The sequence below is a fragment of the Winogradskyella immobilis genome (assembly GCF_021887715.1).
GTDB classification, from domain to species: Bacteria; Bacteroidota; Bacteroidia; order Flavobacteriales; family Flavobacteriaceae; genus Winogradskyella; species Winogradskyella immobilis.
This window is the reverse complement of the sequence record NZ_JAIQXX010000011.1, coordinates 31,277-55,458: the sequence shown is the minus strand read 5'-3', so window position 1 is coordinate 55,458 and position 24,182 is coordinate 31,277. Positions and strand designations below refer to the sequence as shown.

23 protein-coding genes are annotated in these 24,182 nt (G+C 29.6%); 9 read left to right on the top strand and 14 right to left on the bottom strand.

Going from position 1 to position 24,182, the window contains the following annotated elements; translation table 11 throughout:
• Nucleotides 1-139: 139 nt before the first annotated feature.
• The 9 genes from K8Z87_RS09465 to miaA all read left to right on the top strand — a co-directional run bounded on the left by K8Z87_RS09465 (nt 140) and on the right by miaA (nt 11,258).
• The gene (locus K8Z87_RS09465) at nt 140-1,099 is read left to right on the top strand and encodes a Gfo/Idh/MocA family protein (protein ID WP_227477265.1); all 960 of its coding nucleotides are present in this window, start codon (nt 140-142) and stop codon (nt 1,097-1,099) included.
• An 84-nt stretch (nt 1,100-1,183) separates the two neighbouring features.
• Nucleotides 1,184-2,074, top strand: coding sequence for a 3-hydroxyacyl-CoA dehydrogenase family protein (locus K8Z87_RS09460; RefSeq protein WP_227477264.1), 891 nt, complete (start codon nt 1,184-1,186; stop codon nt 2,072-2,074).
• A 63-nt stretch (nt 2,075-2,137) separates the two neighbouring features.
• Entirely contained in the window at nt 2,138-3,376 is a 1,239-nt protein-coding gene (locus tag K8Z87_RS09455; RefSeq protein WP_227477263.1) for a DUF1015 domain-containing protein, read from the top strand.
• 2 nt (nt 3,377-3,378) lie between these two features.
• Nucleotides 3,379-4,038 (top strand): YggS family pyridoxal phosphate-dependent enzyme, encoded by a 660-nt coding sequence (locus K8Z87_RS09450; protein WP_227477262.1) that lies wholly within the window; start codon nt 3,379-3,381, stop codon nt 4,036-4,038.
• 68 nt (nt 4,039-4,106) lie between these two features.
• Nucleotides 4,107-5,471 (top strand): exonuclease domain-containing protein, encoded by a 1,365-nt coding sequence (locus K8Z87_RS09445; RefSeq protein WP_227477313.1) that lies wholly within the window; start codon nt 4,107-4,109, stop codon nt 5,469-5,471.
• A gap of 2 nt (nt 5,472-5,473) precedes the next feature.
• A complete protein-coding gene (locus tag K8Z87_RS09440; protein ID WP_227477261.1) occupies nt 5,474-7,423 on the top strand; it encodes a DUF3857 domain-containing protein in 1,950 nt (649 codons plus the stop codon).
• A gap of 84 nt (nt 7,424-7,507) precedes the next feature.
• The gene (locus K8Z87_RS09435) at nt 7,508-9,463 is read left to right on the top strand and encodes a hypothetical protein (RefSeq protein WP_227477259.1); all 1,956 of its coding nucleotides are present in this window, start codon (nt 7,508-7,510) and stop codon (nt 9,461-9,463) included.
• Between the two features lie 24 nt (nt 9,464-9,487).
• The gene (locus K8Z87_RS09430; RefSeq protein ID WP_227477257.1) at nt 9,488-10,342 is read left to right on the top strand and encodes an ion transporter; all 855 of its coding nucleotides are present in this window, start codon (nt 9,488-9,490) and stop codon (nt 10,340-10,342) included.
• Nucleotides 10,335-11,258, top strand: coding sequence for a tRNA (adenosine(37)-N6)-dimethylallyltransferase MiaA (gene miaA, locus K8Z87_RS09425; protein ID WP_227477255.1), 924 nt, complete (start codon nt 10,335-10,337; stop codon nt 11,256-11,258). Before K8Z87_RS09430 ends, miaA begins: the two co-directional genes overlap by 8 nt.
• A 38-nt stretch (nt 11,259-11,296) precedes the next feature.
• Here miaA and K8Z87_RS09420 read toward each other — a convergent pair whose 3' ends face one another.
• The 14 genes from K8Z87_RS09420 to K8Z87_RS09355 form a co-directional block, all read right to left on the bottom strand.
• Complete coding sequence (locus K8Z87_RS09420) at nt 11,297-12,001, bottom strand: response regulator transcription factor (RefSeq protein ID WP_227477254.1); 705 nt, start codon at nt 11,999-12,001, stop codon at nt 11,297-11,299.
• Nucleotides 12,002-12,004: 3 nt separating this feature from the next.
• Complete coding sequence (locus tag K8Z87_RS09415; protein ID WP_227477252.1) at nt 12,005-13,540, bottom strand: sensor histidine kinase; 1,536 nt, start codon at nt 13,538-13,540, stop codon at nt 12,005-12,007.
• 113 nt (nt 13,541-13,653) lie between these two features.
• Nucleotides 13,654-14,262 carry a dephospho-CoA kinase gene (coaE, locus tag K8Z87_RS09410; protein WP_227477250.1) on the bottom strand — a complete coding sequence of 203 codons (609 nt, stop codon included), beginning with the start codon at nt 14,260-14,262 and terminating at the stop codon, nt 13,654-13,656.
• Nucleotides 14,263-15,231, bottom strand: coding sequence for a CdaR family protein (locus K8Z87_RS09405; RefSeq protein WP_227477248.1), 969 nt, complete (start codon nt 15,229-15,231; stop codon nt 14,263-14,265).
• Nucleotides 15,228-16,232 (bottom strand): glycosyltransferase family 2 protein, encoded by a 1,005-nt coding sequence (locus K8Z87_RS09400; protein ID WP_227477247.1) that lies wholly within the window; start codon nt 16,230-16,232, stop codon nt 15,228-15,230. The genes K8Z87_RS09405 and K8Z87_RS09400 overlap by 4 nt, the downstream gene beginning before the upstream one ends.
• Before the next feature lie 81 nt (nt 16,233-16,313).
• Entirely contained in the window at nt 16,314-17,135 is an 822-nt protein-coding gene (locus K8Z87_RS09395; RefSeq protein WP_227477246.1) for an enoyl-ACP reductase FabI, read from the bottom strand.
• Nucleotides 17,136-17,141: 6 nt separating this feature from the next.
• Nucleotides 17,142-17,651, bottom strand: a complete 510-nt coding sequence (locus tag K8Z87_RS09390) for a hypothetical protein (RefSeq protein WP_227477245.1) — start codon at nt 17,649-17,651, stop codon at nt 17,142-17,144.
• A 34-nt stretch (nt 17,652-17,685) separates the two neighbouring features.
• Nucleotides 17,686-19,338, bottom strand: a complete 1,653-nt coding sequence (recN, locus tag K8Z87_RS09385) for a DNA repair protein RecN (protein WP_227477244.1) — start codon at nt 19,336-19,338, stop codon at nt 17,686-17,688.
• 76 nt (nt 19,339-19,414) lie between these two features.
• Entirely contained in the window at nt 19,415-20,302 is an 888-nt protein-coding gene (porD, locus tag K8Z87_RS09380) for a type IX secretion system protein PorD (RefSeq protein ID WP_227477243.1), read from the bottom strand.
• Nucleotides 20,295-21,506: a bifunctional phosphopantothenoylcysteine decarboxylase/phosphopantothenate--cysteine ligase CoaBC gene (gene coaBC / locus K8Z87_RS09375; RefSeq protein WP_227477242.1), complete on the bottom strand. Its 1,212-nt coding sequence runs from the start codon at nt 21,504-21,506 to the stop codon at nt 20,295-20,297. The genes porD and coaBC overlap by 8 nt, the downstream gene beginning before the upstream one ends.
• Before the next feature lie 6 nt (nt 21,507-21,512).
• On the bottom strand, nt 21,513-21,842 hold the full coding sequence (locus tag K8Z87_RS09370; RefSeq protein ID WP_227477241.1) for a DNA-directed RNA polymerase subunit omega: 330 nt from the start codon (nt 21,840-21,842) through the stop codon (nt 21,513-21,515).
• Nucleotides 21,843-21,853: 11 nt separating this feature from the next.
• A complete protein-coding gene (locus K8Z87_RS09365) occupies nt 21,854-22,663 on the bottom strand; it encodes an outer membrane protein assembly factor BamD (RefSeq protein ID WP_227477240.1) in 810 nt (269 codons plus the stop codon).
• Between the two features lie 108 nt (nt 22,664-22,771).
• Nucleotides 22,772-23,656: a 4-hydroxy-tetrahydrodipicolinate synthase gene (dapA, locus tag K8Z87_RS09360; RefSeq protein ID WP_227477239.1), complete on the bottom strand. Its 885-nt coding sequence runs from the start codon at nt 23,654-23,656 to the stop codon at nt 22,772-22,774.
• Between the two features lie 6 nt (nt 23,657-23,662).
• Complete coding sequence (locus K8Z87_RS09355; protein WP_227477238.1) at nt 23,663-24,181, bottom strand: DUF6913 domain-containing protein; 519 nt, start codon at nt 24,179-24,181, stop codon at nt 23,663-23,665.
• Between the last annotated feature and the right edge of the window lies 1 nt (nt 24,182).

Below are 24,182 nucleotides of genomic sequence, written 5' to 3'. Positions count from 1 at the left end.
ATTAAAGCAAAACAAGTTCAAAGTGTAAGCTTAAAGATTCTAGTTAATTTTTAAACATCTAGATCATATCTCTATTATTTTACATTTTCATTATAAAAAAACTAAATCAAAACAACTATTTTTGTGAAAAACTAAACGTATGCTAAAAGCTGGTGTTCTTGGTGCTGGTCATCTTGGGAAAATTCATCTTAGATTATTAAACCAATCTGATAAATACGAACTTATTGGTTTCTATGATGCCGATGTAGAAAATGCAAAACGCGTTGTAGAAGAGTTTGGTTACACATATTTTAATACTATTGAAGGTTTAATTGACGCTGTAGATATTGTAGATATTGTAACTCCTACTCTTTCGCATTATGATTGTGCAAAGCAGGCCATTTCTAAAGGTAAGCACATTTTTGTTGAAAAACCAATTACCAATACTGTAGAAGAAGCAGAAATATTACGGACTTTAGTCGCCGAAAATAATGTAAAAGGTCAAGTAGGCCATGTAGAACGTTTTAATCCTGCATTTATAGGTGTTAAAAATCAGATTGAAAACCCGATGTTTATTGAAACACATCGTTTGGCTGAATTTAATCCTAGAGGAACAGACGTTCCTGTCGTTTTAGATTTGATGATTCATGATATTGACATAATACTTAGTGTTGTTAATTCTCCTGTAAAACATGTTTCTGCAAGTGGCGTTTCTGTTGTTAGTGATACACCTGATATTGCCAATGCACGTATTGAATTTAAAAACGGTTGTGTTGCTAATCTAACAGCAAGTCGTATTTCATTAAAAAACATGCGTAAAACACGGTTCTTCCAAAAAGATGCATATATTTCTGTAGACTTTTTAGAAAAGAAATGTGAAGTTGTAAAAATGAAAGATGCACCTGAACAGCCTGGAGATTTTGATATGATTCTTCAGAATGCTGAAGGCGTAAAAAAACAAATCTATTTTAATAACCCTGAAATAGCAAATAACAATGCCATCTTAGACGAATTAGAAACATTTGCTGATGCCATAAATAATAATACAAAACCGATTGTTACACTACACGATGGTACAGAAGCTTTGCGTGTGGCAAATATGATTATCAATCAGTTTTAATTCCCTTGAAAAAGGGATTTTCTTAAGAAAAAAGTAAATAATAACAGATTCTCACTTTCGTGGGAATAAAAAATAAATTTTTAAATGAAAAACGTAGCAGTTATAGGAGCCGGAACCATGGGAAACGGTATTGCTCACACTTTTGCTCAATCTGGTTTTAAAGTTCAACTTATAGATATTAGTGAAGCATCATTAAAACGCGGTATCGATACCATTACTAGAAATCTAGACAGAATGGTAGCTAAAGAACGTATTACTGAAGCCGATAAAGTAGAAACTTTAGGGAATATTACAACATTTACAGATATCACAGCTGGTGTGGAATATGCAAGCCTAGTTGTAGAAGCTGCTACAGAAAATTTAGATTTAAAACTAAATATTTTTAGGCAATTAGATGAAGCTTGCCCAGATGATACCATCTTAGCAACAAATACATCTTCAATCTCTATAACTCAAATAGCTGCAGTGACATCGCGACCAGAAATGGTCATTGGTATGCATTTTATGAACCCTGTGCCAATTATGAAACTTGTAGAGATTATTCGTGGATATAATACTAGTGATGAAGTGACTAATACCATTATGGATATGTCACGAACATTAGGTAAAATACCTACAGAAGTAAATGATTATCCTGGGTTTGTTGCAAACCGTATTTTAATGCCTATGCTTAACGAAGCTATAGAAACCTTATATAATGGTGTCGCTGGTGTTGAAGAAATTGATACGGTAATGAAATTAGGTATGGCACATCCAATGGGACCACTACAATTAGCAGATTTTATTGGTCTTGACATTTGTTTATCTATTTTAAATGTAATGTATGATGGTTTTAAAAATCCTAAATATGCACCTTGCCCATTATTAGTAAATATGGTAAATGCAGGTAAGCTTGGTGTAAAATCAGGCGAAGGTTTTTATGATTATTCTGAAAGTAGAAAAGCCGAAAAAATTGCTTCGCAATTTTCTAAGTAAACAATCAAAACCTTCAGAATCATTCTTGTCAGAGATTGAATACTGGATTTAAAACTAAGCTACATGGCTAAAATAATTCCTTTTAAAGCAGTACGGCCTACACGAGACAAGGTGAGTTTAGTGGCTTCGCGCTCTTACCAAAGTTATACTCAAGCAGAACGCGAAGCAAGGTTAGATTATAATCCCTATTCATTTCTTCATATTGTAAACCCTGGTTATAAATACGATAAAGAAATTTCTGGCAAGGAGCGTTATCAATTGGTAAAAAACAGATATTCTGAATTTAAAGAAGATAATGTCTTTATCCAAGATGATTTGGCTTCATTTTACATCTACAAAATAGTGGATAGAGATCGTCAAGTTTTTAATGGTATTGTTGCTGCTGCTAGTGTAGAGGATTACAAAAACGATATTATAAAAAAGCACGAAGACACCATAGAAACGCGTGAAATTATTTTTAAAGATTATCTAAAAACTGTAGGGTTTAATGCAGAACCTGTACTACTCACCTATCCTGATAATGAAAGTCTTACAGAAATAATTAATAACGTTCAAAAAGAACGTGCTGAATTTGAATTTACAACCACATATAGAGATACGCATTATCTATGGAAAATAGATACTAAAGATGAGTTAAACGCTATAATCCAAGCTTTTGCACAAATGCAGACTTTATATATAGCAGATGGCCATCATCGATCATCATCATCTTTATTATTACAAGATGATTTAAAATCCAAAACATCTAAACCTACTGGAAATGAAACTTATAATTATTTTATGAGTTTTCTTATTCCTGAGTCTGAATTAAAACTTCATGAATTCAACCGTCTTATCAAAGACTTAAACGGATTAACTAAAGAAGAGTTTTTAATTCAGTTAGATGCTATGTATCGTATAGAAAATAGAGGGTTAATGCCATATAAGCCGTCTAAAAAACATCATTTTAGCATGTATTTAGATAGCGAGTTTTATTCTTTATACTTGAGAAAGCCTAATTATAAATTTAAAACATCTTTAGATAAACTAGATGCTCAACTCCTCTATAAAACAATTCTTAAACCTATTTTAGGTATTGATGATCTACGTAGCAATAATCGAATTGATTATTTAAGTGGTAAGAGAGATATTGTAAATTTAAAAAGTAAGGTTGATAGTGGTGAATTTAAAGTTGGTTTTGGTATGATTCCGGCTACAATAGATCAAATGAAAGCCATAGCTGATGACGGTTTAAAAATGCCTCCAAAAAGCACTTATATAGAACCAAAATTAAGAAGTGGTGTTACCATTTATGAATTTTAAAAATGAGTATAAAAACCAATTTACTTAAAATAAAATCTCAACTACCAAACCATGTTACTCTAGTTGCGGTGTCTAAAACAAAACCTGTATCTGATTTAATGGAAGCTTATGATGCTGGTCAGCGTATTTTTGGTGAAAATAAAATCCAAGAAATGGTTGATAAGCATGAGCAAATGCCAAAAGATATTCAGTGGCATATGATTGGACATGTTCAAACCAATAAGGTTAAATATATGGCCGAGTTTGTAGATTTAATTCATGGTGTGGATAGTTTAAAACTATTAAAAGAGATTAATAAACAAGCACAAAAACACAATCGTATTATTAAGTGTCTACTTCAAATTAAAATAGCTAAAGAAGATAGTAAATTTGGCTTATCAAATAATGATGCTTTAGATGTTCTTATATCCGATGATTTTATAGATTTAAAACATATTAAAGTCGTTGGTTTAATGGGCATGGCAACTTTTACTGAGAATATGAAACAAATAAAAGATGAATTCATTAACCTTAAAACTACTTTTGATATTTTAAAAACACACAATAAAGACCTCAAAATCATATCAATGGGTATGAGTGGTGATTATCAATTAGCTATTGATTGCGGTAGTACAATGGTACGTGTTGGTAGCAGTATTTTTGGAGCTAGAAATTATAACTAAAAGTTCTTTGATTCTTATAGAATAACACATAACTTTTACCATTAATTTTTAATCGATAATAGCTCACTATTTACGCAATATTAGACATAGAAACTACCGGAGGCAAGTACAATGAAGAAGGAATTACTGAAATTGCTATCTATCGGTTTGATGGACACAAAATTACAGATCAGTTTATTAGTTTAATAAATCCTGAAAGAGAAATACAGCCTTTTGTAGTTAATCTTACCGGTATAAATTCTAATATGCTTAAAAATGCTCCTAAATTCTATGAGGTTGCTAAACGTATTGTAGAGATTACCGAAGATTGTATATTAGTAGCTCATAATTCTTCTTTTGATTATCGCATTTTAAAAACCGAATTCCAACGTTTAGGCTTTCCATTTAAACGTAAAACCTTATGCACTGTAGAGTTATCAAAAGAACTCATTCCTGATATGGAATCGTACAGCTTAGGAAAATTAGCAAGAGCTTTAGGTATTGCTGTTAGTGATAGACATCGCGCTGCTGGTGATGCACAAGCAACTATTAAACTTTTTAAAATGCTGCTCAATAAAGACACTGAAAAGCAGATTATAAAAAATGCTATTAAAATTGAACAAAAATCAAAGTTATCTGCAAATTTAAAAACCATAATTGAGAGTTTACCAAGTGAAACCGGTGTATATTATATCTATAATGAAGCTGACGAAATTATATATATAGGAAAAAGCAAAAACATAAAGAAACGTATTACTCAGCATTTTACCGGCACCAATTCCAAGTCTAAAAAATTACAGGCTTTGGTATCTTCCGTAACCTACGAAAAAACAGGTAGCGAACTTGTTGCATTATTAAAAGAGAGTAATGAAATAAAAAAAAATAAACCCATATTAAACAGAGCTTTACGAAAAACTCTTTTTACACATGCATTATATGAGTTTACAGATCATCATGGATATAGAAATCTTAAAGTAGATAAAGCAAACAGAGAAGAATTACCTATTACTACTTTTAGTAATCGCCAAAGTGCTAAACATTTTATGTTTAAAGTTGTAGATGATTTTGAACTCTGCCAAAAACTAACAGGCATTTATAAAACCAATGCAAGTTGTTTTAAATATGATGTAAAAGAGTGTTTAGGCGCATGTATTCAAGAAGAATCTACAGAAGATTATAATAAAAAAGTAGATGCACTTATAAAGCATTATAGCTATGAAAATAAAAACATGCTTATTGTTGATCGCGGAAGAGAGATTGAAGAAAAAAGTGTTGTTGTTATTGAAAATGGTATTTTTAGAGGCTTAGGTTTTTTTGATTTGAATCATCAAATTTTAAATAAAGATGTTTTATTATCTTTAATTACACCAATGCAAAATAACAAAGACAATCAGCACATTATACAAAGTTATGTTAGGCGCAATAAAAAAAGATTAAAAATTATTCTGTTTTAGCCATGAAAATATTAATTCTACTATATCTATTATTTAGTTCTGTACAGACATTTTCGCAAGATTATACTTTTGGAATGAAAGTAACAAGAGATGAATTAAAAACTACTGTTTACCAAAAAGATTCTACGGCCAATGCATTAACCATCTACGATTATGGGAGCGCTTCTTTTAATAAAGAGACTTTTTGGTTAAACATAGAATATAAACAAAAGGTTAAAATTTTAACCACCGATGGATTAAATCGAGGCGAAATTGAGATACCTCTATATCGTAATAAATCTTCAAAAGAATCTATTAAAGACATTAAAGCAATGACCTATAATATAGAAAATGGAGAAGTTATTATTTCCAAAATTTCACCAGAAGCTATATTTAAAGATGAAAGCACTAAAAATTGGACTATTGTAAGATTGGTTTTACCAAATGTTAAAGTAGGAAGTGTCATTACCTATAGCTACACTAAATCAACAAGTTTCATTAATAAATTTGAACCTTGGTACTTTCAAGGTCAAGATCCAGTACTTTATAGTGAATATAACACGAGTATACCTGGTAATTATGAATATAATATTAAACTCGTAGGTTCAATTCCTTTATTTAGCCAAGAAAACGATATAGATTATTATTGTTTAGAAGCTGGCAGAGGTGCTTCTGCTAATTGTGCAGTTACTAAATATATAATGAAAAACATTCCTGCCTATAAAGATGAAAATTTCACTACCACTCGTAACAACTATTTATCTCATATAGAATATGAGTTAAGTGTTATAAGACATTTTGATGGCCAAATTGAAAAGCTAACCAAAAGTTGGGATGATATTGATAAAGATATGAAGGGAGATCCTAACTTTGGAAGACTACTAAACAGGAAAAATGCTGTAAAGGACCTTTTACCAAAAACTATTACAGATATACCTGAACAACTTGAAAAGGCAAAAGCGATCTATCAATTTGTTCTTGATGATTATAGATGGAATAACAAATATGGTCGCTATGACGCTTCTACAAAACGATTAATAGAAGACAAATCTGGTAATGCGTATGAGCTTAATATCTTTTTAGAGAATCTTCTAAGCAGTCAAGATTTTGAAGTCTATCCTATTTTAATATCCACTCGAGATAATGGTTTAGCAACAAAAGTATACCCTGTAAATACCGATTTTAATTACATGATTTTAAAAACCATCATTGATGAAAAAGAATACTTTATAGATGCTACAGATCCTTACTTAGCTTTTGGCGAACTACCTTATAGGTGTTTAAATCAATATGGACGTTTATTTGATTTTAAATATGCTAGCTATTGGGAAGATATAGTTCCAAAAAACTATTCCGCTTATCAAATATCTGCAAAATTAGAATTAAATGATAATAATTTATTGAGTGGAGTTATTAAAAATAAAAGTACAGGTTATGTTTCATATGATATAAGAGAAGCTTATTATGAAAACCCTAGTCAGTATTTAGAACGTCTTAAAAATCAGTATGCTCAAATAAATATAAAAGAACATAGAATTACTAGCCTTTCTAAAAATAGCACATCATTTGATGAAGAATTAAATGTCATTTTAGAAGATGAATTTATTGGAAATAAAGTCTATTTAAACCCATTTCTGATAAAGTTTTATTCTGAAAATCCATTCAAGTTACAGCAACGAACTTATCCAATTGATTTTGGCTATAAACAATCGTATTCTTATGTTTTAGAAATTGATTTAAAGAATAAATTAAAAGTTATAGAGCTTCCTGAAAAAATGACTCTTGCTCTACCCAATAAAACTGGATCTGTATTATTCTCATTCAACTCTAATGAAAATAAGCTTTCCATTTTTATGAGAATAAAATTTGATAAACCTATATACGGAGCAGAATACTATGAAGCTTTAAAAAACTTTATGAGTAAGGTTGTTGAGATTCAAAATAACATCATTGTGGTTTTAGAAAAGCAATAATTACGTAACATGCATCATAGTTAATGACCAATTCTTACATTTCACCTAAAGTACGATAGAGCAAAACAATTAAACTATCTCTATATGAAAATATTTTTCTTACTATGTATACTCCTTAAATCTATAAATTTGTTTTCTCAGAAATTTGAAGACCAACTAAAAGTAACTAAAGCAGATTTAGAGATGAATTTTTATGACAAAGATTCAACCGCAAACGCTGTAGTTATATATGAATACGGTATTACTTCAATTAATAGGAGTAGATTTAATCTAACTCAAAAAGTAAATAGAAAAATTAAACTATTTAATAAAAATGGTTTTGAAAATGGTAACGTTTCTATAATACTTTTTGGAAATGGCGGACTCGGGGAAACTATAAGAAATCTTGAAGCTACAACATATAATATTGAGAACGATTCTATAATTGCTACAAAACTAAAAGATGATCAAATATTTGTAGAAAATTTTGATGGTCTAAGTACAATAGTAAAGTTTACACTTCCTAATTTAAAAGAAGGCTCAGTAATAACCTATAAATATGAAGTTATATCACCTTTTATATACAAATTTAAACCCTGGTATTTTCAAGACGATATCCCTAAAATAACCAGTGAATATTTATCTAGCATACCGATAGATTGGACTTATAACACTAAATTAGTTGGAGGGTTAACGTTGAGTCATATGGACAAAATGTCTTCTCCAAAATGTGTTAGTGAATCTTTCTTTACTAGCTCTAAAGTTAGTGCATGTGAAAATATATTATTTCAACTAAATGATGTCCCTCCATTTATTAGCGAGAGTTTCCTTAGCTCAAAAGATAACTATATTTCTAAACTAGACTATGAATTAGAATCTATAAAGCTTCCTGACGGAAAAATAAAGAAATTTTCTAATAATTGGGAGATAGTAGATACTCAAATAAAAGAAAGTAATACTGGAGAACTATTGAAGAAAAGAGGTTATTTAAAAAGTGTTATTCCTAAAGATATATCCGAAATAACGGATCAATATGAAAAAGCAAAAGCAATATATGAATATGTGATTAATGCATATACTTGGAATAACAATAATAGATCTATTAATGACAATCTAAAACCTTTAACTAAAACTAAATCAGGGAGTGTTTATGAGATTAATAGCTTACTCTATAATGTTTTAAATTTAAATGATATAGATGCATCTCCAATGCTTATTTCAACTCGAGATAATGGATTACCAACAAAATTGTATCCTGTAATCACCGATTTTAATTATTTGATAGTACGTGTTAAAATTGACGATAAAATATATTATTTAGATGCTACCGATAAATATGTACCTTTTGGAGAATTACCTTTTAGATGTCTCAATCAATATGGACGGATTATGGATTTTGAAAACCTAAGTACTTGGGAAGATATAAATATATCTAAATATTCTTTACACCAAAAAAGAGTTGAACTCTCATTTAATGATGATGGTGTCTTTAATGGTAAGTTAGAAAATAAAACTACAGGATTCCCTTCCCAAGATATTAGAAAGGCATATTTTGAAGATGAAGACATTTACTTAGATGTATTTAAAAATGCTTTCACAAATATTAACATTGAAGATCATAAGGTTAATACTGTTAATAAATCTGAAGATCAATTTAATGAAACTATAGAGTTTACTTATGAACCCGATTTCATAAATAACAAGATTTATTTTAATCCTTTTTTATTTAAATTTTTCAAAGAAAATCCTTTTAGGCTTAAAGAACGTAATTACCCTATTGATTTTGGATATAAGGATATATATCAATTTAGTGCTGAAATATATTTAAAGGATCATCTTAAAATTATAGAAATACCTAAGCCAGTAAATATTATTATTCCTAATAAGTCTGGTTCTTTCTTATTTACATGCAAACAAGAAGGTAATAAACTTATGGTTTTTCTTAAAATTAAGTTTGACAAACCCATATACGGAGCAGAATACTATGAAGCTTTAAAAAACTTTATGAGTAAAGTTGTAGAGGTTCAAAATAACACCATTGTGGTTTTAGAAAAGCAATAACTTTTAGTTTTGTAAATTTAGCACATGAATTCTAATACTGAACATAAAAATTGGCGGTCTAAGCTTCATGAAATTATATATGAAGCTGATACGCCTAAAGGCAAAGGTTTTGATGTTATTTTACTCATTGCTATTATTGCTAGTATTATATTGGTAATGCTAGAAAGTGTAAAAAGCTTTGACGACAAGTATCACAATTTTTTAAACATCTCCGAATGGGTTATTACAATTCTTTTCTCGCTTGAATATATCGCTAGAATCGTAACTGTAAAAAAACCTTTTAAATATATTTTTAGTTTTTATGGTATTGTCGATTTTTTAGCCACAATACCAAAGTATTTATCGTTAATATTTGCGGGTACACATGCATTAGTTGCTCTAAGAGCTTTACGTCTATTACGTGTGTTTAGAATTTTAAAACTAGCACGTTATCTAGGAGCTTCTCAAAATTTAGTCAATGCTTTAAAAGCGAGTAAAGCCAAAATATCTGTGTTTCTATTTGCAGTTATAATAACCGCAATAATTTTAGGAACTATAATGTATTTAATTGAAGGCGAAGAAAACGGCTTTACTAATATACCCAAAAGTGTATATTGGTGTATCGTTACTTTAACCACAGTTGGTTTTGGAGATATTACACCACAAACCCCGATTGGTCAATTTATAGCATCTCTAGTTATGGTTTTAGGTTATGGTATTATTGCTGTGCCTACTGGAATTGTATCTGCAGAATACACACATTCTCTTAAAAATAATGATAACTCTAGTGAAGAAGACATTCCTTTAAATTCTCAATCTTGCGGAAATTGTTTAGATGATACGCACAAAGATGGTGCGCAATTCTGTCATAAATGCGGATACCAACTCTATAATGAATAATTTTTTAATTTCTATTGTTGGACCAACTGCTATTGGAAAAACAACATTAAGCATAGCTTTAGCTAAGTATTTTAATTCTGAAATTATATCATCAGACTCACGACAGTTTTTTAAAGAGATGAATATAGGAACAGCAGTGCCTTCAATTAAAGAAATACAAGATGTTAGGCATCATTTTATTCAGCATAAATCTATTTATGAGGTTTATAATGTTGGTGCTTTTGAAAAAGATGCTATTAATACCCTAGAATTATTATATAAAAAACATTCTGTTGCAGTAATGGTTGGTGGTTCTGGACTTTATACTAATGCTGTTATTAATGGTCTAGATGATTTCCCTAAGGTGGATGCTTCAATCAGAAAAGAATTAAATAATAAATTAGAGTTAGAAGGTATTTTACCGCTTCAAAAACAATTAAATTTATTAGACCCAAAAAGTTATACTTCAATTGCTATTGATAATCCACAACGCTTAATCAGAGCCTTAGAAATATGCATAGGTACTGGTAGACCTTATTCTAGTTTCTTAAGTAATCCTAATAAAAAAAGAAACTTTAAAACTATTAGTATTGGCTTAGATGCAGATAGAGAAATCATATACAATCGCATCAATGAACGCGTGGATATTATGATTGAAAACGGTTTGATGGAAGAAGCTAAATCCTTATTAAACCAAAAACACTTAAATGCACTAAATACTGTAGGTTACAAAGAGTTATTTCAGTTTTTTGAAGGACATTGGACAAAGGATTTTGCTATTAGTGAGATTAAAAAGAATACACGTCGTTTTGCAAAACGCCAATTAACTTGGTTTAAAAAAGATAATACCACAAAATGGTTTGACTATAAAACTAATGTTGAAGACATTATAGATTATATTACAATAGAAATTGAAAACATAAAAAATCCAGCCTAAAAGACTGGATTTTTTCAATTAACACTAGTATTTATATATTATTTATTGATAACCAAACGGAAACCTTCTCCATGAATGTTTAAGATTTCTACATTAGGATCTAACTTTAGATATTTTCTCAACTTAGCAATATACACATCCATACTACGAGATGTAAAATAATTATCGTCACGCCATATTTTAGTTAATGCTAACTCTCGAGGCATTAAATCATTCTCATGCAATGCAAGCAAACGTAATAATTCGTTTTCTTTAGGTGATAATTTCTCTGGTTCACCTCCATTGAACTTTAGGAAACGTAATTTAGAGTTTAAATCGAATTTACCAATAGTGAATTCAAATTGCTTACTATCTGCAACTGTATCTGTAGCCTTACGTTGCATAATGGCTTTAATTTTCATTAATAGCACTTCACTATCAAACGGTTTATTTAAATAGTCGTCTGCACCTACTTTATAACCTTTAAGAACATCTTCCTTCATGGCTTTAGCGGTAAGAAAAACAATAGGAACATCTGTATTCTTTTCTCTAATTTCTTTAGCTAAAGTAAATCCATCCTTATAAGGCATCATTACGTCTAAAATACATAGATCGTAATCATCCTTCTTAAATTTTTCAAAACCTTCCATACCATTCTTTGCATGAACAACATCATAGTCATTCATCATCAAATAATCTTTAAGGACTGTTCCAAAATTTGGATCGTCTTCTACTAAAAGTATCTTTTTGTTTTGTTCTTCCATAATTTATGATATTAATGGTAGACTTACTATAAAGGTACTACCTTTCCCTTTTTCACTTTCAACTGATATATGACCTTGATGGTCATCTATTATTCTTTTTACATAGGCCAAACCTAATCCATGGCCTTTTACATTATGTACATTACCTGAGTGCTCTCTATAAAATTTTTCGAACACCTTTTTTTGTACTTGCTTAGACATACCGTTTCCTTTATCGGCAATTTTAAGCAATATATTGTTGCCTACATTTTCTGTATATACGTCTATTTCTGGCGTATTATCAGAATATTTAATGGCATTATCTAGTATATTAACAACCACATTTGTAAAATGGGTTTCATTTGCTAATATTGATGACTTAACAGCATTTAAATGCAATTTTACATAACCTTTTCTATCTTCTACAATTAACTCTACATGGGTTATAGCATCTTCAACTAAGTCGTGTAACTTTATCCGTTCCTTACTAATATTTAATTCATTCTTTTCTAACTTAGAAATTCTAAGTACATTTTCTACTTGCGCATGCATACGTTTGTTCTCGTCCTTAATCATACCCAAATAGCGTTTAACTTTCTCAGCATCACCAATAATTTTAGGGTTTTTAATGGCGTCTAAAGCTAAATTTATTGTTGCTATTGGAGTTTTAAACTCATGCGTCATATTATTAATAAAGTCCGTCTTTATCTGAGATATTTGACGTTGCTTAATTAACTGATAAATAGCACTAGAATAAGCGATAACAATTATAGATGTAAATACTATGGATAGTACAATCATTAATAGTATTGAAGATACCAAGAACTTATTTCTCCCTGGGAAGTCTATCCAAAGTCTATAAGGGCTTTCATTATTATCATCTAATAATATTTCTATGCCCCGAGAAGATTTAGTGATTTCAAAATTATCTGATTTTATCTTAGTTGATAGGTCTTCATCATAAATAGCATACTCAAAATCTATATCTATACCTTGATTACTCAAGTTTTTACGCAATAGATCTTCTAATTTTTCTTGATTAATCCTCTTGTATATAGGATAATCGTACGCTTTAATTAAGTCTTTAAACGAGTTTTTTTGCATTAACCGTTTGGTTTCTTCCGGTAGCTCAGTAACTTCGTTAGTCTTTTTTATCGGTGACCTTAAACCTTCATATAAAGAAGAGTTATTATAAACTTCTGTTACACGTTGATTAGAAAAACTTGATAAATCTATACTGTCTGCATCAATTTCAAAGAACAATGACGGGCTTCTAAAACGTTCTTCTACTACTATATTGCTATGCACAATTGTTTGATCATTCGCCTCATCGTCTAACGTTACAAATATCTTGCGCAATAATGTAGAATCTGGTTCTTTATCAACTTTATATTGTTGAAGTTTTTCAATAAAGTTTGCGAATTCAATCTCTTCTATTTCATTAGAAGTGAAACTTAAAGAACGTTTTACACTTAATTTAAACTGTTCACGCTCATCTTGTAAACTCTTATTGATGAAATACGATTGAACAAAAATTATACCAATGAGTGATAAACTCATTAAAACTACTAACAACACGAATAGCTTCTTGCCCATCGGTCAAATTTAACATTTTAACATTTAGCTTAAATTAGGTTTAACCTTACATTAACACAAATGTTAAAATTTAGAGTTTATCGTATCTTCTTTAGAATTTGCTGATGAATTTTATAGGCTTGGATTTTAGCTTCAGGTAAATCGTTATTAATTATAACAAAATCTGAATGCTTTACCTTTTTATCATCTGGCAGTTGGTTTTTTAGTATTGCCTTAACTTCGGGTTTTGTAATACCATCTCTATTTATAACTCTTTCAATTCTAGAATTCTCATCTGCAATAACAGTAATGATATAATCATATTGATTTTCTAAATTATTTTCAAATATAATAGCGGCTTCTTTTAAAACATATGCCGTTTTTTGCCTCTTTAGCCACCTTTGAAAATGTGATCCCACTTTAGGATGGACTATAGCATTCATTTTGCTCAATAAAGTTCTATTATTAAATATCTGAGTGCGCAAATATGCCCTATTTAATTTCTCATTTTCATAAGCTTCATCTCCAAATAATTCTATTAGCTTTCTTCGAATAACTTTAGATCTATTCATTAAAGCTTTAGCTTCATCATCTGCATAATATACAGGTATGCCTATAGCATTAAATACTCTAGCAATGGTTGTTTTACCACTTCCTATTCCACCTGTAATACCTACAACCTTAATAGTCTTAGAATCTTTACTCATCTATTTTAATATAATAAATTGGATGCGATTTTGTTTTAAACGAGTAGATTTCACCAAATTAGAAGTCTCTGAAATTTCAATTGCTAAAAAGCGTTGCTCTTCATCTTTTAGATCCTTGTAGTCGCATACAATTTTAAAATCTGATGCTTTTACAGAACTATATGCTTCTAAATCTACATAATATGATAACTCTACTTCTTTAGGGAAATAATTTAATTTAACTCCTATAGGCACATTAATAAGCTCTATAGGAACCGATATATTTCCTTCAGTAAAACGTTTAACAACACCTTTAACGTTTACTTCTTCTGGTACTATTTTAATATTGGAGTTCTCTGGAAGTTTTAATCCAAGTGTTTGATCTATATTTTCTTTTACTTCGCTTAACTGCAATGTGTTGGTTGCAATTTCGCTAATTGTTTTAAGATGACTTTGAGAACCAATTAATTTTACCGAATCATTAGAAAGTTCTATCTCACCTAATACATTATACCCTAAAGCATAGTTAATTTCATTATTAAAAATAATTGGTACTTGTTTTGTTTCTAATATATCAAAATTAAAAGTCAAGGTATCTGGAGTAATCGATATAATATCAAATGACTCTCCTAAGTTTTCTCTTATTACATGTAGGTTTTTAAGCGCTCCCCATGACATTGTCTTACCCTTTTTTATAACATCTTTATTACCATCTAACAGTATTGGTTTAGGATTGTAAAATGTATATTTTAAAAGATTAAATCCTTTAGACTTAACAAATACTTCAATGGTATTACTAGAATCATCTAAAACAACAATTTCATCTTTTAAGTTTGAAAGGTTTACTTTAAATACAAGCTTCTCTGTATAATTATTTGAAAGCTTAGTAAGTAATAAAAATGAAAATGCCGCAATAAGGAATACACTAAAATTTTTAATCGCTTTTCCTTTAAAAAACTCAAACTTATATGTAGCTCGTTTCTTTTTCATTTAAAAAATAATTTAGGAAAAAGTTGTTCTGGCGTTTTATTAGATAACATTATTTTAAATGTAGATTTAAAAAACCCATAACCATAACCAAAAAACTGTATACATATAGCTAATAAAGATTGAAAAGCGATACCAATACTTTTGTTAGACACTACAGATACTATAAATGCTAAACCAAAATAAAGGATATAGATATAAACTAGAAATTCTATATTAAAAATTAAAAGGAATAACGCTACTAATAATCCTAATGAAAAAAATGATGGTAGCCAATATACTACACTTTTAGACGTAGGATGCCATTGATTTAATATTGGTCTAACCATCCCAAATTTATGAACTTGATTGTAAAATTTTTTCCAAGATATTCTCCGTTTATGAAAAACAGATGCTTTTTTTATTAATGTTGTTTTATATCCTAATTTATGCAATCGTAATGACAAATCTGGATCTTCACCAGGATGTATTTTACCAAAACCTCTAGTGTCTTCAAATGCTTTTTTAGACAATCCCATATTAAAACTTCTTGGCTGAAAATTTTCAATAACTTCGTTACCTCCTCTAATACCGCCTGTGGTTAAAAAAGAAGTCATGGAAAAATTTATGGCTTTTTGTAAATTGGTAAATGATTGGTGAGCTGCATCTGGCCCTCCAAAACAGTGATAATAGGTGTTATTTAAAAAATCATCTACATTCATTAAATAATTTTCAGGCAGAATAACATCTGAATCTAGAATAATAAAATAATTACCTTTTGCATTAGTCATTCCAAAATTTCTTGAATCTCCTGGGCCAGAATTATTTTTAAAATAATAAGATATATTTAGTTGCGAACTAAATACATCTACTACTGACTTAGAGGTTTCTGAAGATCCATCTTCTACAATTACAATTTCAAAATAAAAATCACCATTAAGTTTTAAAAAACTTTCTAATAGTTCTTTAATCTCATTAGGCCTATTATAAACTGGTATTATAAAAGAATATTCTAATACTTTCATTTCTACAAATGTAACTAATCCAAAAAAGAAAAGCCACCAAATTAAAATCTAGGTGGCTTTTATAATTATTGTTAATCTAGATTATTCATTAGCGCTTACAAAAGCATCCATTACTGCATCACTTACTCCCATATTACTAAAACCTCCATCATTATATAAATTTTGAAGTGTTACGCGTTTTGTTAAATCACTAAATAGTGTCACTGTATAATTTGCACAGTCTAATGCTGTTGCATTACCTAATGGCGACATTTTTTCTGCATAAGAAATAAAACCATCAAATCCTTTTACACCTTGACCTGCCGTTGTTGGCGTTGGAGATTGAGATATAGTATTAACACGCACTTTTTTATCCTTACCAAAGAAATAACCAAAACTACGGGCAATACTTTCTAAATATGCTTTGTTATCTGCCATGTCATTATAGTCTGGAAAAACACGCTGTGCAGCCATATATGTTAATGCAACAATGCTACCCCATTCGTTCATTGCGTCTGCTTTATATAGTGTTTGCATTACTTTATGAAATGACATTGCAGAAACATCTGTTCCTTTTTGTGTCCAATCGTATTTTTGATCTGTATAAGGTCTTCCTTTACGTACATTAACAGACATACCTATTGAATGTAAAACAAAATCTATTTTACCTCCTAAGATTTCCATAGATTGCTCTACAAGGTTTTGTAAATCTTCTTCAGAAGTTGCATCTGCAGGAATAATCTGTGATCCTGTTTTTTCAGCCAATTCGTTAATTTGCCCCATACGCATAGCAATTGGTGCATTTGTTAATACAAATTCACCACCTTCTTCATGCACACGTTCTGCTGTTTTCCATGCGATAGAGTTTGAGTCTAATGCCCCAAATATGATTCCTTTTTTTCCTTTTAGTAAATTATATGACATTTTATATTATTTAAATATTATTGTTAGTTTTTCAAAGAAACTCATTTTTTCACGTACCCTGTGCATTGATGAATTAATTTCTTCAATATAATTAGCTGCTGTACAACTCATTTTAGCCTTTTTATAAAAATTATATACATTCATTAATTGAAATTTAAGCTCATAGGATTTAGCCATTTGATTATATATTAAACCTATATCTGCTTCTTTTACTTTTAATGCTTCAGAACCAAATTTAAGCATCTCATCATAGTCATTTCTATCAATTAAAAAATATGAATAGTTAGAAAAACTAGCATAATATCCTTTACTATACTTTAAAGCAAGTTTATAATGCTTTTCAGCTTTATTAAAATCAACTAATTTGTAATGGTATATCCATCCCAAATGATTATGAGCTTTACCATAATCAGGACTATCTGCAAGGATTTCTAACAGTAAATTTTTAGATTCTATTACTTTATCATCACTAAGTAATGAATCTGCTTCGAAAAATAAATCTTCTATATGATTCATAATTTTAAATTGTGAATAAACATCAAATATACCATTAATTCAATAATTGCTTTGCGTGTGCTAAAGCAGAATCCGACACATTAAGTCCACCTAGCATTTGTGCTATTTCTACCACACGTTCGTCATAGTTTAGTGCTTTCATTTGTGTATGAGTTACCTCATCTACATCGGTTTTATAGACTTTAAAATGCCAATCCCCTTTTGATGCTATTTGTGGTAAATGTGTAATAGTAAATACTTGCATATTTTTACTCATTAACTTCATAATCTCACCCATTTTATTTGATATTTCACCAGAAACTCCGGTATCTATTTCATCAAACATAAGTGTTGGTAATTTAATGTAGTTTGCCAAAATAGATTTAATGGCTAACATTATACGAGATAGTTCACCACCAGAAGCTGCTTTTTTAAGTTCTGTAAATTGAGAACCTTTGTTAGCCATAAACAAGAATTGGAGGTCATCCATTCCGTTAGCTTTAAAGTTTTCTGTTTTTTCTATTACAATATTGAATTTGGCATTAGGCATTCCTAATTCTGAAAGAATTGTTTCAAGATTTTTAGTGAACTTTGGTATAACTTCCTGTCTATTAACACTAATCTTGGAACTTATATTTTTCAATTGAGTTTTAATAATTCCTAGCTCTGCTGTTGCTTCTGTTATAGTATCATCAAGATTTTCAGTAATTGAAATTTTTTGATTTAAATCATCTCTAATTAATATTAAATCTGAAACTTCTAATACCGAATGTTTATGCAATAAATTATTAATGGTTTGAAGCTTTTGATTCACCTTTTCTAGTTCTTCAGGGTCAGATGATAAGTTCTCTTCAAAAACATCTAATTCTATAAGAATATCATCTAATTCTATAGCAACACTATTAATACGTTCTTCAACAGATTTGTAATCTTTATTAAAATCGTTTATTCTATTTAAAGCACGCTTTACCTCATTTAGTTTATCTACAATACCTATATCTTCATTATTTAGAAGTGATTTTGTTAAACTCAATGTTTCGCTTATAATTTCAACATTATTTAATTGCTCAAATTGTGTTTCTAAATCTTCTAATTCGTCAGATTTTAACTGTGCATCATTAAGTTCATTAAACAGAAATTGATTATAATCATATTCTTTTTTAGCATCAATCATAGATTGCTCTAAATCTTTAACTCGCCGTTCTATAGATTTATAATTAAGTAAAAGCGTAGAATATTCCTTTAACAGGGTTTTATTATTAGCCAAAGCATCTATAACCATAAATTGATAACTATCACCAATTAATTGTCGGGTTTGATGCTGGGAATGTATATCTAATAGATAACCACTAACAAAAACTAAGTTCTCTAATGTAACTGGTGTATCATTAACAAACGCTCTAGATTTACCTGAAGGCAAAATTTCTCTTCTAATAATAGTTTGCGGTTCGTAATCAAAATCTTTTTCTTCAAAAATAAGTTTAAGGTCATAATTGGCAATATCAAAAACAGCTTCTATAACACACTTTTTAGATTTATCATTTATTTGACTTAAATCTGCGCGTTTTCCTAAAACTAAAGATAAGCCGCCTAACAAAATAGATTTACCAGCTCCGGTTTCTCCTGTAATAATAGACAACCCATTATTGAATGAAACTTGAAGCTCATCAATCAGTGCATAATTTTTAATACTTAAGCCTGTTAACACCTTATGTAAATTTTAAAACCATTACAAAGCTACGCATTGTAGTTTATAAAAATAAACAAATCTATAGAAAGGATAATTAGAATTTTATTTGCCTCCATTTAGAGGAATGCAGTGGTGCTATTCTATTGAGTAGGTCAACTGTTTGAGTAATATTAATACTTGGTCCACCTTTAAAAATATCGGCAATTTCATTTGCTTTGGCATCAAAGAAAACTCGCATTAAAAACGAGTTTGGCCTACGATTATGCATGGGCTGGAGTTCATTAACCACCTTACTTATTTCCTCTTTACCTTTTTTAGGCGAAGAATTCATAATATCTAATCCTTTAAGATGATAATTATAAAAAGCTGTCCTAAACTCTTTAAATGTAGGAGATAAAATATTATCAATCAATGCAAATCGGCTTTGAAGACCATCTTCTAATCTCCAGCCTGCCACATTCCCTTGTTGAGAATAGTTAGTGATAGTCTGTGCTATTCTATAATATTCATCACCTCCATTAAGCTTAAAAGAATCTGCATCTAAACCTAAAATCATATAAATATGAAATGTTAATACCGAAACTAAATTAGACTCAAATTGATTTGGATTAAATACTAAATTTTGAAATTCTAAATATTGAAAATCAAAATCTTCGTCATTAAAGGCATATGTTGTTGAACTGTATGATGAATTAAATATTGGGCGAGATGATTGTATCTGTAAAGTTGTAGAAAATGCATCGTTACTATGATTGAGTACATTAATAACAAAACTACAGTTTATACGCTCTTGAGGTGAAAACTTTTTATTAGTCCACTGCGTATTATTTATAAACTCCGTAAGTTGACGTTCTAATGTTCTAAAAACAACATTATTATCGTTACCTGTTTGCTGAGCTACAACTGTAACTGTACAATTTAACTCTTGTGCAGATATAACCGAAGTTAATAGTAATACAAATAATAAAGTAAGTTTACGCATCTAGTTTTTTTAATATTAATTGCATTAAATCATTAGCTACTTCAGCTTTAGATTTAAGGTCGTTTTCTATAATTTCGTTAGATTTAGTTATAAATGTAACTTTATTTGTGGATACTCCAAAACCAGCACCTTTATCTTTCAACGAATTTAAAACAATTATATCTAAGTTTTTAGAATTTAATTTTCCTTTGGCATTTTCTAATTCATTATTAGTTTCTAAGGCAAAACCAACTAAAAGCTGATTTGTTTTTTGTTCCCCAAGAGATTTTAAAATATCTTTTGTTTTTTCTAACTCAACAGTAAACGTAGAAGTTTTCTTTTTTATTTTATTCTCAGCAACATGTTTAGGTTTATAATCGGCAACAGCCGCGGAAAGTATTGCTATATCAATATTTTTATAATATTTATGAACCTCATCATACATACTTTGCGCACTTACAACTGGTTTAATATTAATTAAACTATGCTTAATCGTTTGTTGCGTAGGCCCAGAAACTAATACAACCTCAGCACCAAGATTAGCTGCTGCATTAGCTATTTCAAAACCCATTTTGCCGCTAGAGTGATTTCCGATAAAACGAACAGGGTCAATAGCCTCGTACGTCGGACCTGCTGTGATTAATATTTTTTTTCCTTTTAGTGGTAGTTTGTTTAAAACATCGTTCTCAATAAAATCGATTATATCCTCTGGTTCTGCCATACGACCTTCACCAACTAAACCACTTGCTAATTCACCGCGAGTTGCGGGTATCATTATATTTCCAAATTCATTTAGTTTTAAAAATGAATTTTTAGTACTCTCATGCTTATACATATCTAAATCCATGGCTGGCGCAAAATATACAGGACATTTAGCAGATAGGTAAGTTGCCATTAAAAGGTTATCACAAACACCATTTGCCATTTTGGATAACGTGTTTGCTGTAGCAGGAGCTATTACAAATAAGTCTGCCCATAACCCTAAATCTACATGATTATTCCATACAGCATTATCATCTTCTTCATTAGTAAAGGAAGAATAGACTGGGTTTTTAGAAAGTGTTGAAAGTGTTAAAGGGGTTATAAAATCCTTAGAAGCAGGTGTCATCACTACTTTAATGTTGGCACCTGCTTTTATAAATAATCTTATTAGACTTGCTGTTTTGTATGCAGCAATACCTGCGGTTATGCCTAGAAGAATGTTTTTGTCTTTTAGAATAGACATTGAGTGTTATTCCTGAGTTGTATCCTCAGTATTTCTATGGTATATTTTTTCATCTAACCACTCTTTAACTGCTAAAGCATGTGGTTTAGGTAATTTTTCGTAAAACTTAGATACTTCAATTTGTTCTTTGTTTTCAAAAATTTCCTCCAAACTATCATTATAAGTAGCAAACTCTTCAAGTTTATCGACAAGCTCTCTTCTTATATCTGTGTTAATTTGTTCGGCACGTTTTGCAATAACAGAAATAGCTTCGTATATATTTCCTGTTTGTGCATCTATTTCGTTTCTGTTGTAAGTAACGCTAGATACTGGTGCGTCTGTCTTTTTTAAATCCATTAGTATAATAATTAACTTTTTGTATTATTTGCAACTGTTACTGATGTTGTTGTTTCTAAATCTTTCTTTAAGTCATCAGCCGTTTTTAAATATTCTGAATTGGGGTAATTTTTTTTAAATATGTTATAGTAATTTACTGCTTCTTGAATACGTTCTTCTTTTAGAGCATCAATACTATTAGTAGCTAAATTATATGATGCTAAAAATCTGTAATACATTGCATCTTTATGTAATTCTGACCCTGGAAAATCTAATAGAAAATTATTAAAAGATTTTATTGATGCCTTATAATCGTATATTCTATTATATTGTTTAGCTACTTCAAAAGCTTTCTTTTCTAATTTAAAGTCGAGTTCTTTAATAAGTTGATTTGCCTCTGTCAGATATTCTGAATTTGGAAACGAATTAATAAATATCTGCAACTTTTCTAAAGCTTTTGTTGTTTCTTCTTGGGCTTTAGAATATATAGGAGATTCATAATAATAACTTTTTGCAGATAAAAATGCCGCTTCTTCTTGTTTTTCACTATTTGGATATGAGCTTGCAAAGCGCTCAAACTGATAACCAGAAATAAAATACTTCTCTGTTTTATAAAAACTCATTGCATGCATATACAATAATTTTTCTGCTTGTGGCTTACCTCTATAATTGGGTACAATCTGTTCAAACAATCGATTTGCTTTCTTCCATTCTCCAGCATCAAACAATTCTGTTCCCTTTTCAAACTTCAATGCAATATCATCTGACTTAAATGCTTTTTGAAAATCATTACAAGACGATAACAAAATTAATGGTAGTAGTATATAAATTACTTTTTTCATAAATTTTAAACAGGGAGCAAAAGTATGCATTATTAACGGATTTTAAAAACAAATATTATAAGCTAAAATAACAGTAGATTCTACTTAAATTCTTAAATTAAAATAAGTTTAACTTATTTCTAAAGTATTTAACGCGTTTTTAATCTTTTTGTCCAACTCTGAAGTCGCTTCAACCAAAGGCAATCTCACATATGCACTACTAATATTCAATGCATTAAGTACAGATTTAATACCTGCAGGATTATTTTCAGAGAAGATTAAACTTGTAATTTCCATTAATGAGAAATGTGTTTCGTATGCTTTTTTAGATTTGCCTGCGATACCATTTCTAATCATTTGTGAAAACTCTTTTGGAAGTGCTTGACCAATAACTGATATAACACCTGATCCTCCTGCCAAAGCAACAGTTAAAGCTAAATCATCATCTCCAGAAATAATATGAAATCCTTCTGGTTTATTTTTAATTAATTGTAAATATTGAGAAACATCGCCTTTCGCTTCTTTAACTGCTATAATATTTTCAAAATCTTTAGCTAAACGCAGCGTTGTTTCTGGCAACATATTAGAAGACGTTCTGCCTGGTACGTTATACAAGATAATTGGTTTTGGAGCTATCGCAGATATAGCTTTAAAATGTTGATATATACCTTTTTGAGTTGGCTTACTATAATATGGAGAAACAGATAGAATAGCATCTATTTGAGATAAATCTGTTGTATTAATCTCTTCTATAACTGCAGCAGTATTATTACCACCAATCCCTAATACTAAAGGAACTCTCCCATTGTTGACAGTTACAATATGACTAACAATTTTCTTTTTTTCTTCCTTAGTAATGGTAACACTCTCACCTGTAGTACCACTAATCACTAAGTAATCTGTTCCATTATTAATATTATACTCTACTAATCTAGATAAGGCTTCAAAATCTATTGATAAGTCCTCATTAAAAGGTGTAATTAATGCTACACCAGTGCCAACAAATTTGGTCATTGCAATTTATAGTTTATTTAAAATGTTTAAGTACTTTACAAATTCGGTTTTAAACAGTTGAAACTGTTTTGGTTTTACATCTATAATTAAATCATATAAACGTTCATCTGCATTAGATATGCCTACTTTAAAATTAGCTTTAGACATCGCTACTACTTGATTTAACTCTAATATATCTTCTTTATAATACGAGATTAACACATCGTAAGTTTCATCTATAAAAGATTGTAAATCGATATTCTTTATCTTCCCTTTCCAACCAATATCTTTTGGTCCAAAAAAGGAATCCCATTGATTATGCACTACAGAATCTAATGTTGAATAAATTAAAATTTTATGTTTAGGAGAATTCAAATTCATGGATTTAAAAAAAATATTAAAATTTTCTAAGTCCTCATATTCTTCAGCATTTAGTAATACTCCAACAGTTATAATTTTATTATCGTTAACACTAGCTTTACGTGTTGCTAATAAATTATTAATGTATTTTTGGTTTGATTTTTCTTTGAATGCTCTTAAAATCATT

Bases quoted from the DNA above. Each gene is read 5' to 3' on its own strand.
- K8Z87_RS09465 (WP_227477265.1), top strand. From the start codon at position 140: ATGCTAAAAGCTGGTGTTCTTGGTGCTGGTCATCTTGGGAAAATTCAT.
- K8Z87_RS09460 (WP_227477264.1), top strand. From the start codon at position 1,184: ATGAAAAACGTAGCAGTTATAGGAGCCGGAACCATGGGAAACGGTATT.
- K8Z87_RS09455 (WP_227477263.1), top strand. From the start codon at position 2,138: ATGGCTAAAATAATTCCTTTTAAAGCAGTACGGCCTACACGAGACAAG.
- K8Z87_RS09450 (WP_227477262.1), top strand. From the start codon at position 3,379: ATGAGTATAAAAACCAATTTACTTAAAATAAAATCTCAACTACCAAAC.
- K8Z87_RS09440 (WP_227477261.1), top strand. From the start codon at position 5,474: ATGAAAATATTAATTCTACTATATCTATTATTTAGTTCTGTACAGACA.
- K8Z87_RS09435 (WP_227477259.1), top strand. From the start codon at position 7,508: ATGAAAATATTTTTCTTACTATGTATACTCCTTAAATCTATAAATTTG.
- K8Z87_RS09430 (WP_227477257.1), top strand. From the start codon at position 9,488: ATGAATTCTAATACTGAACATAAAAATTGGCGGTCTAAGCTTCATGAA.
- miaA (WP_227477255.1), top strand. From the start codon at position 10,335: ATGAATAATTTTTTAATTTCTATTGTTGGACCAACTGCTATTGGAAAA.
- K8Z87_RS09420 (WP_227477254.1), bottom strand. From the start codon at position 12,001: ATGGAAGAACAAAACAAAAAGATACTTTTAGTAGAAGACGATCCAAAT.
- K8Z87_RS09415 (WP_227477252.1), bottom strand. From the start codon at position 13,540: ATGAGTTTATCACTCATTGGTATAATTTTTGTTCAATCGTATTTCATC.
- coaE (WP_227477250.1), bottom strand. From the start codon at position 14,262: ATGAGTAAAGATTCTAAGACTATTAAGGTTGTAGGTATTACAGGTGGA.
- K8Z87_RS09405 (WP_227477248.1), bottom strand. From the start codon at position 15,231: ATGAAAAAGAAACGAGCTACATATAAGTTTGAGTTTTTTAAAGGAAAA.
- K8Z87_RS09400 (WP_227477247.1), bottom strand. From the start codon at position 16,232: ATGAAAGTATTAGAATATTCTTTTATAATACCAGTTTATAATAGGCCT.
- K8Z87_RS09395 (WP_227477246.1), bottom strand. From the start codon at position 17,135: ATGTCATATAATTTACTAAAAGGAAAAAAAGGAATCATATTTGGGGCA.
- K8Z87_RS09390 (WP_227477245.1), bottom strand. From the start codon at position 17,651: ATGAATCATATAGAAGATTTATTTTTCGAAGCAGATTCATTACTTAGT.
- porD (WP_227477243.1), bottom strand. From the start codon at position 20,302: ATGCGTAAACTTACTTTATTATTTGTATTACTATTAACTTCGGTTATA.
- coaBC (WP_227477242.1), bottom strand. From the start codon at position 21,506: ATGTCTATTCTAAAAGACAAAAACATTCTTCTAGGCATAACCGCAGGT.
- K8Z87_RS09370 (WP_227477241.1), bottom strand. From the start codon at position 21,842: ATGGATTTAAAAAAGACAGACGCACCAGTATCTAGCGTTACTTACAAC.
- K8Z87_RS09365 (WP_227477240.1), bottom strand. From the start codon at position 22,663: ATGAAAAAAGTAATTTATATACTACTACCATTAATTTTGTTATCGTCT.
- dapA (WP_227477239.1), bottom strand. From the start codon at position 23,656: ATGACCAAATTTGTTGGCACTGGTGTAGCATTAATTACACCTTTTAAT.
- K8Z87_RS09355 (WP_227477238.1), bottom strand. From the start codon at position 24,181: ATGATTTTAAGAGCATTCAAAGAAAAATCAAACCAAAAATACATTAAT.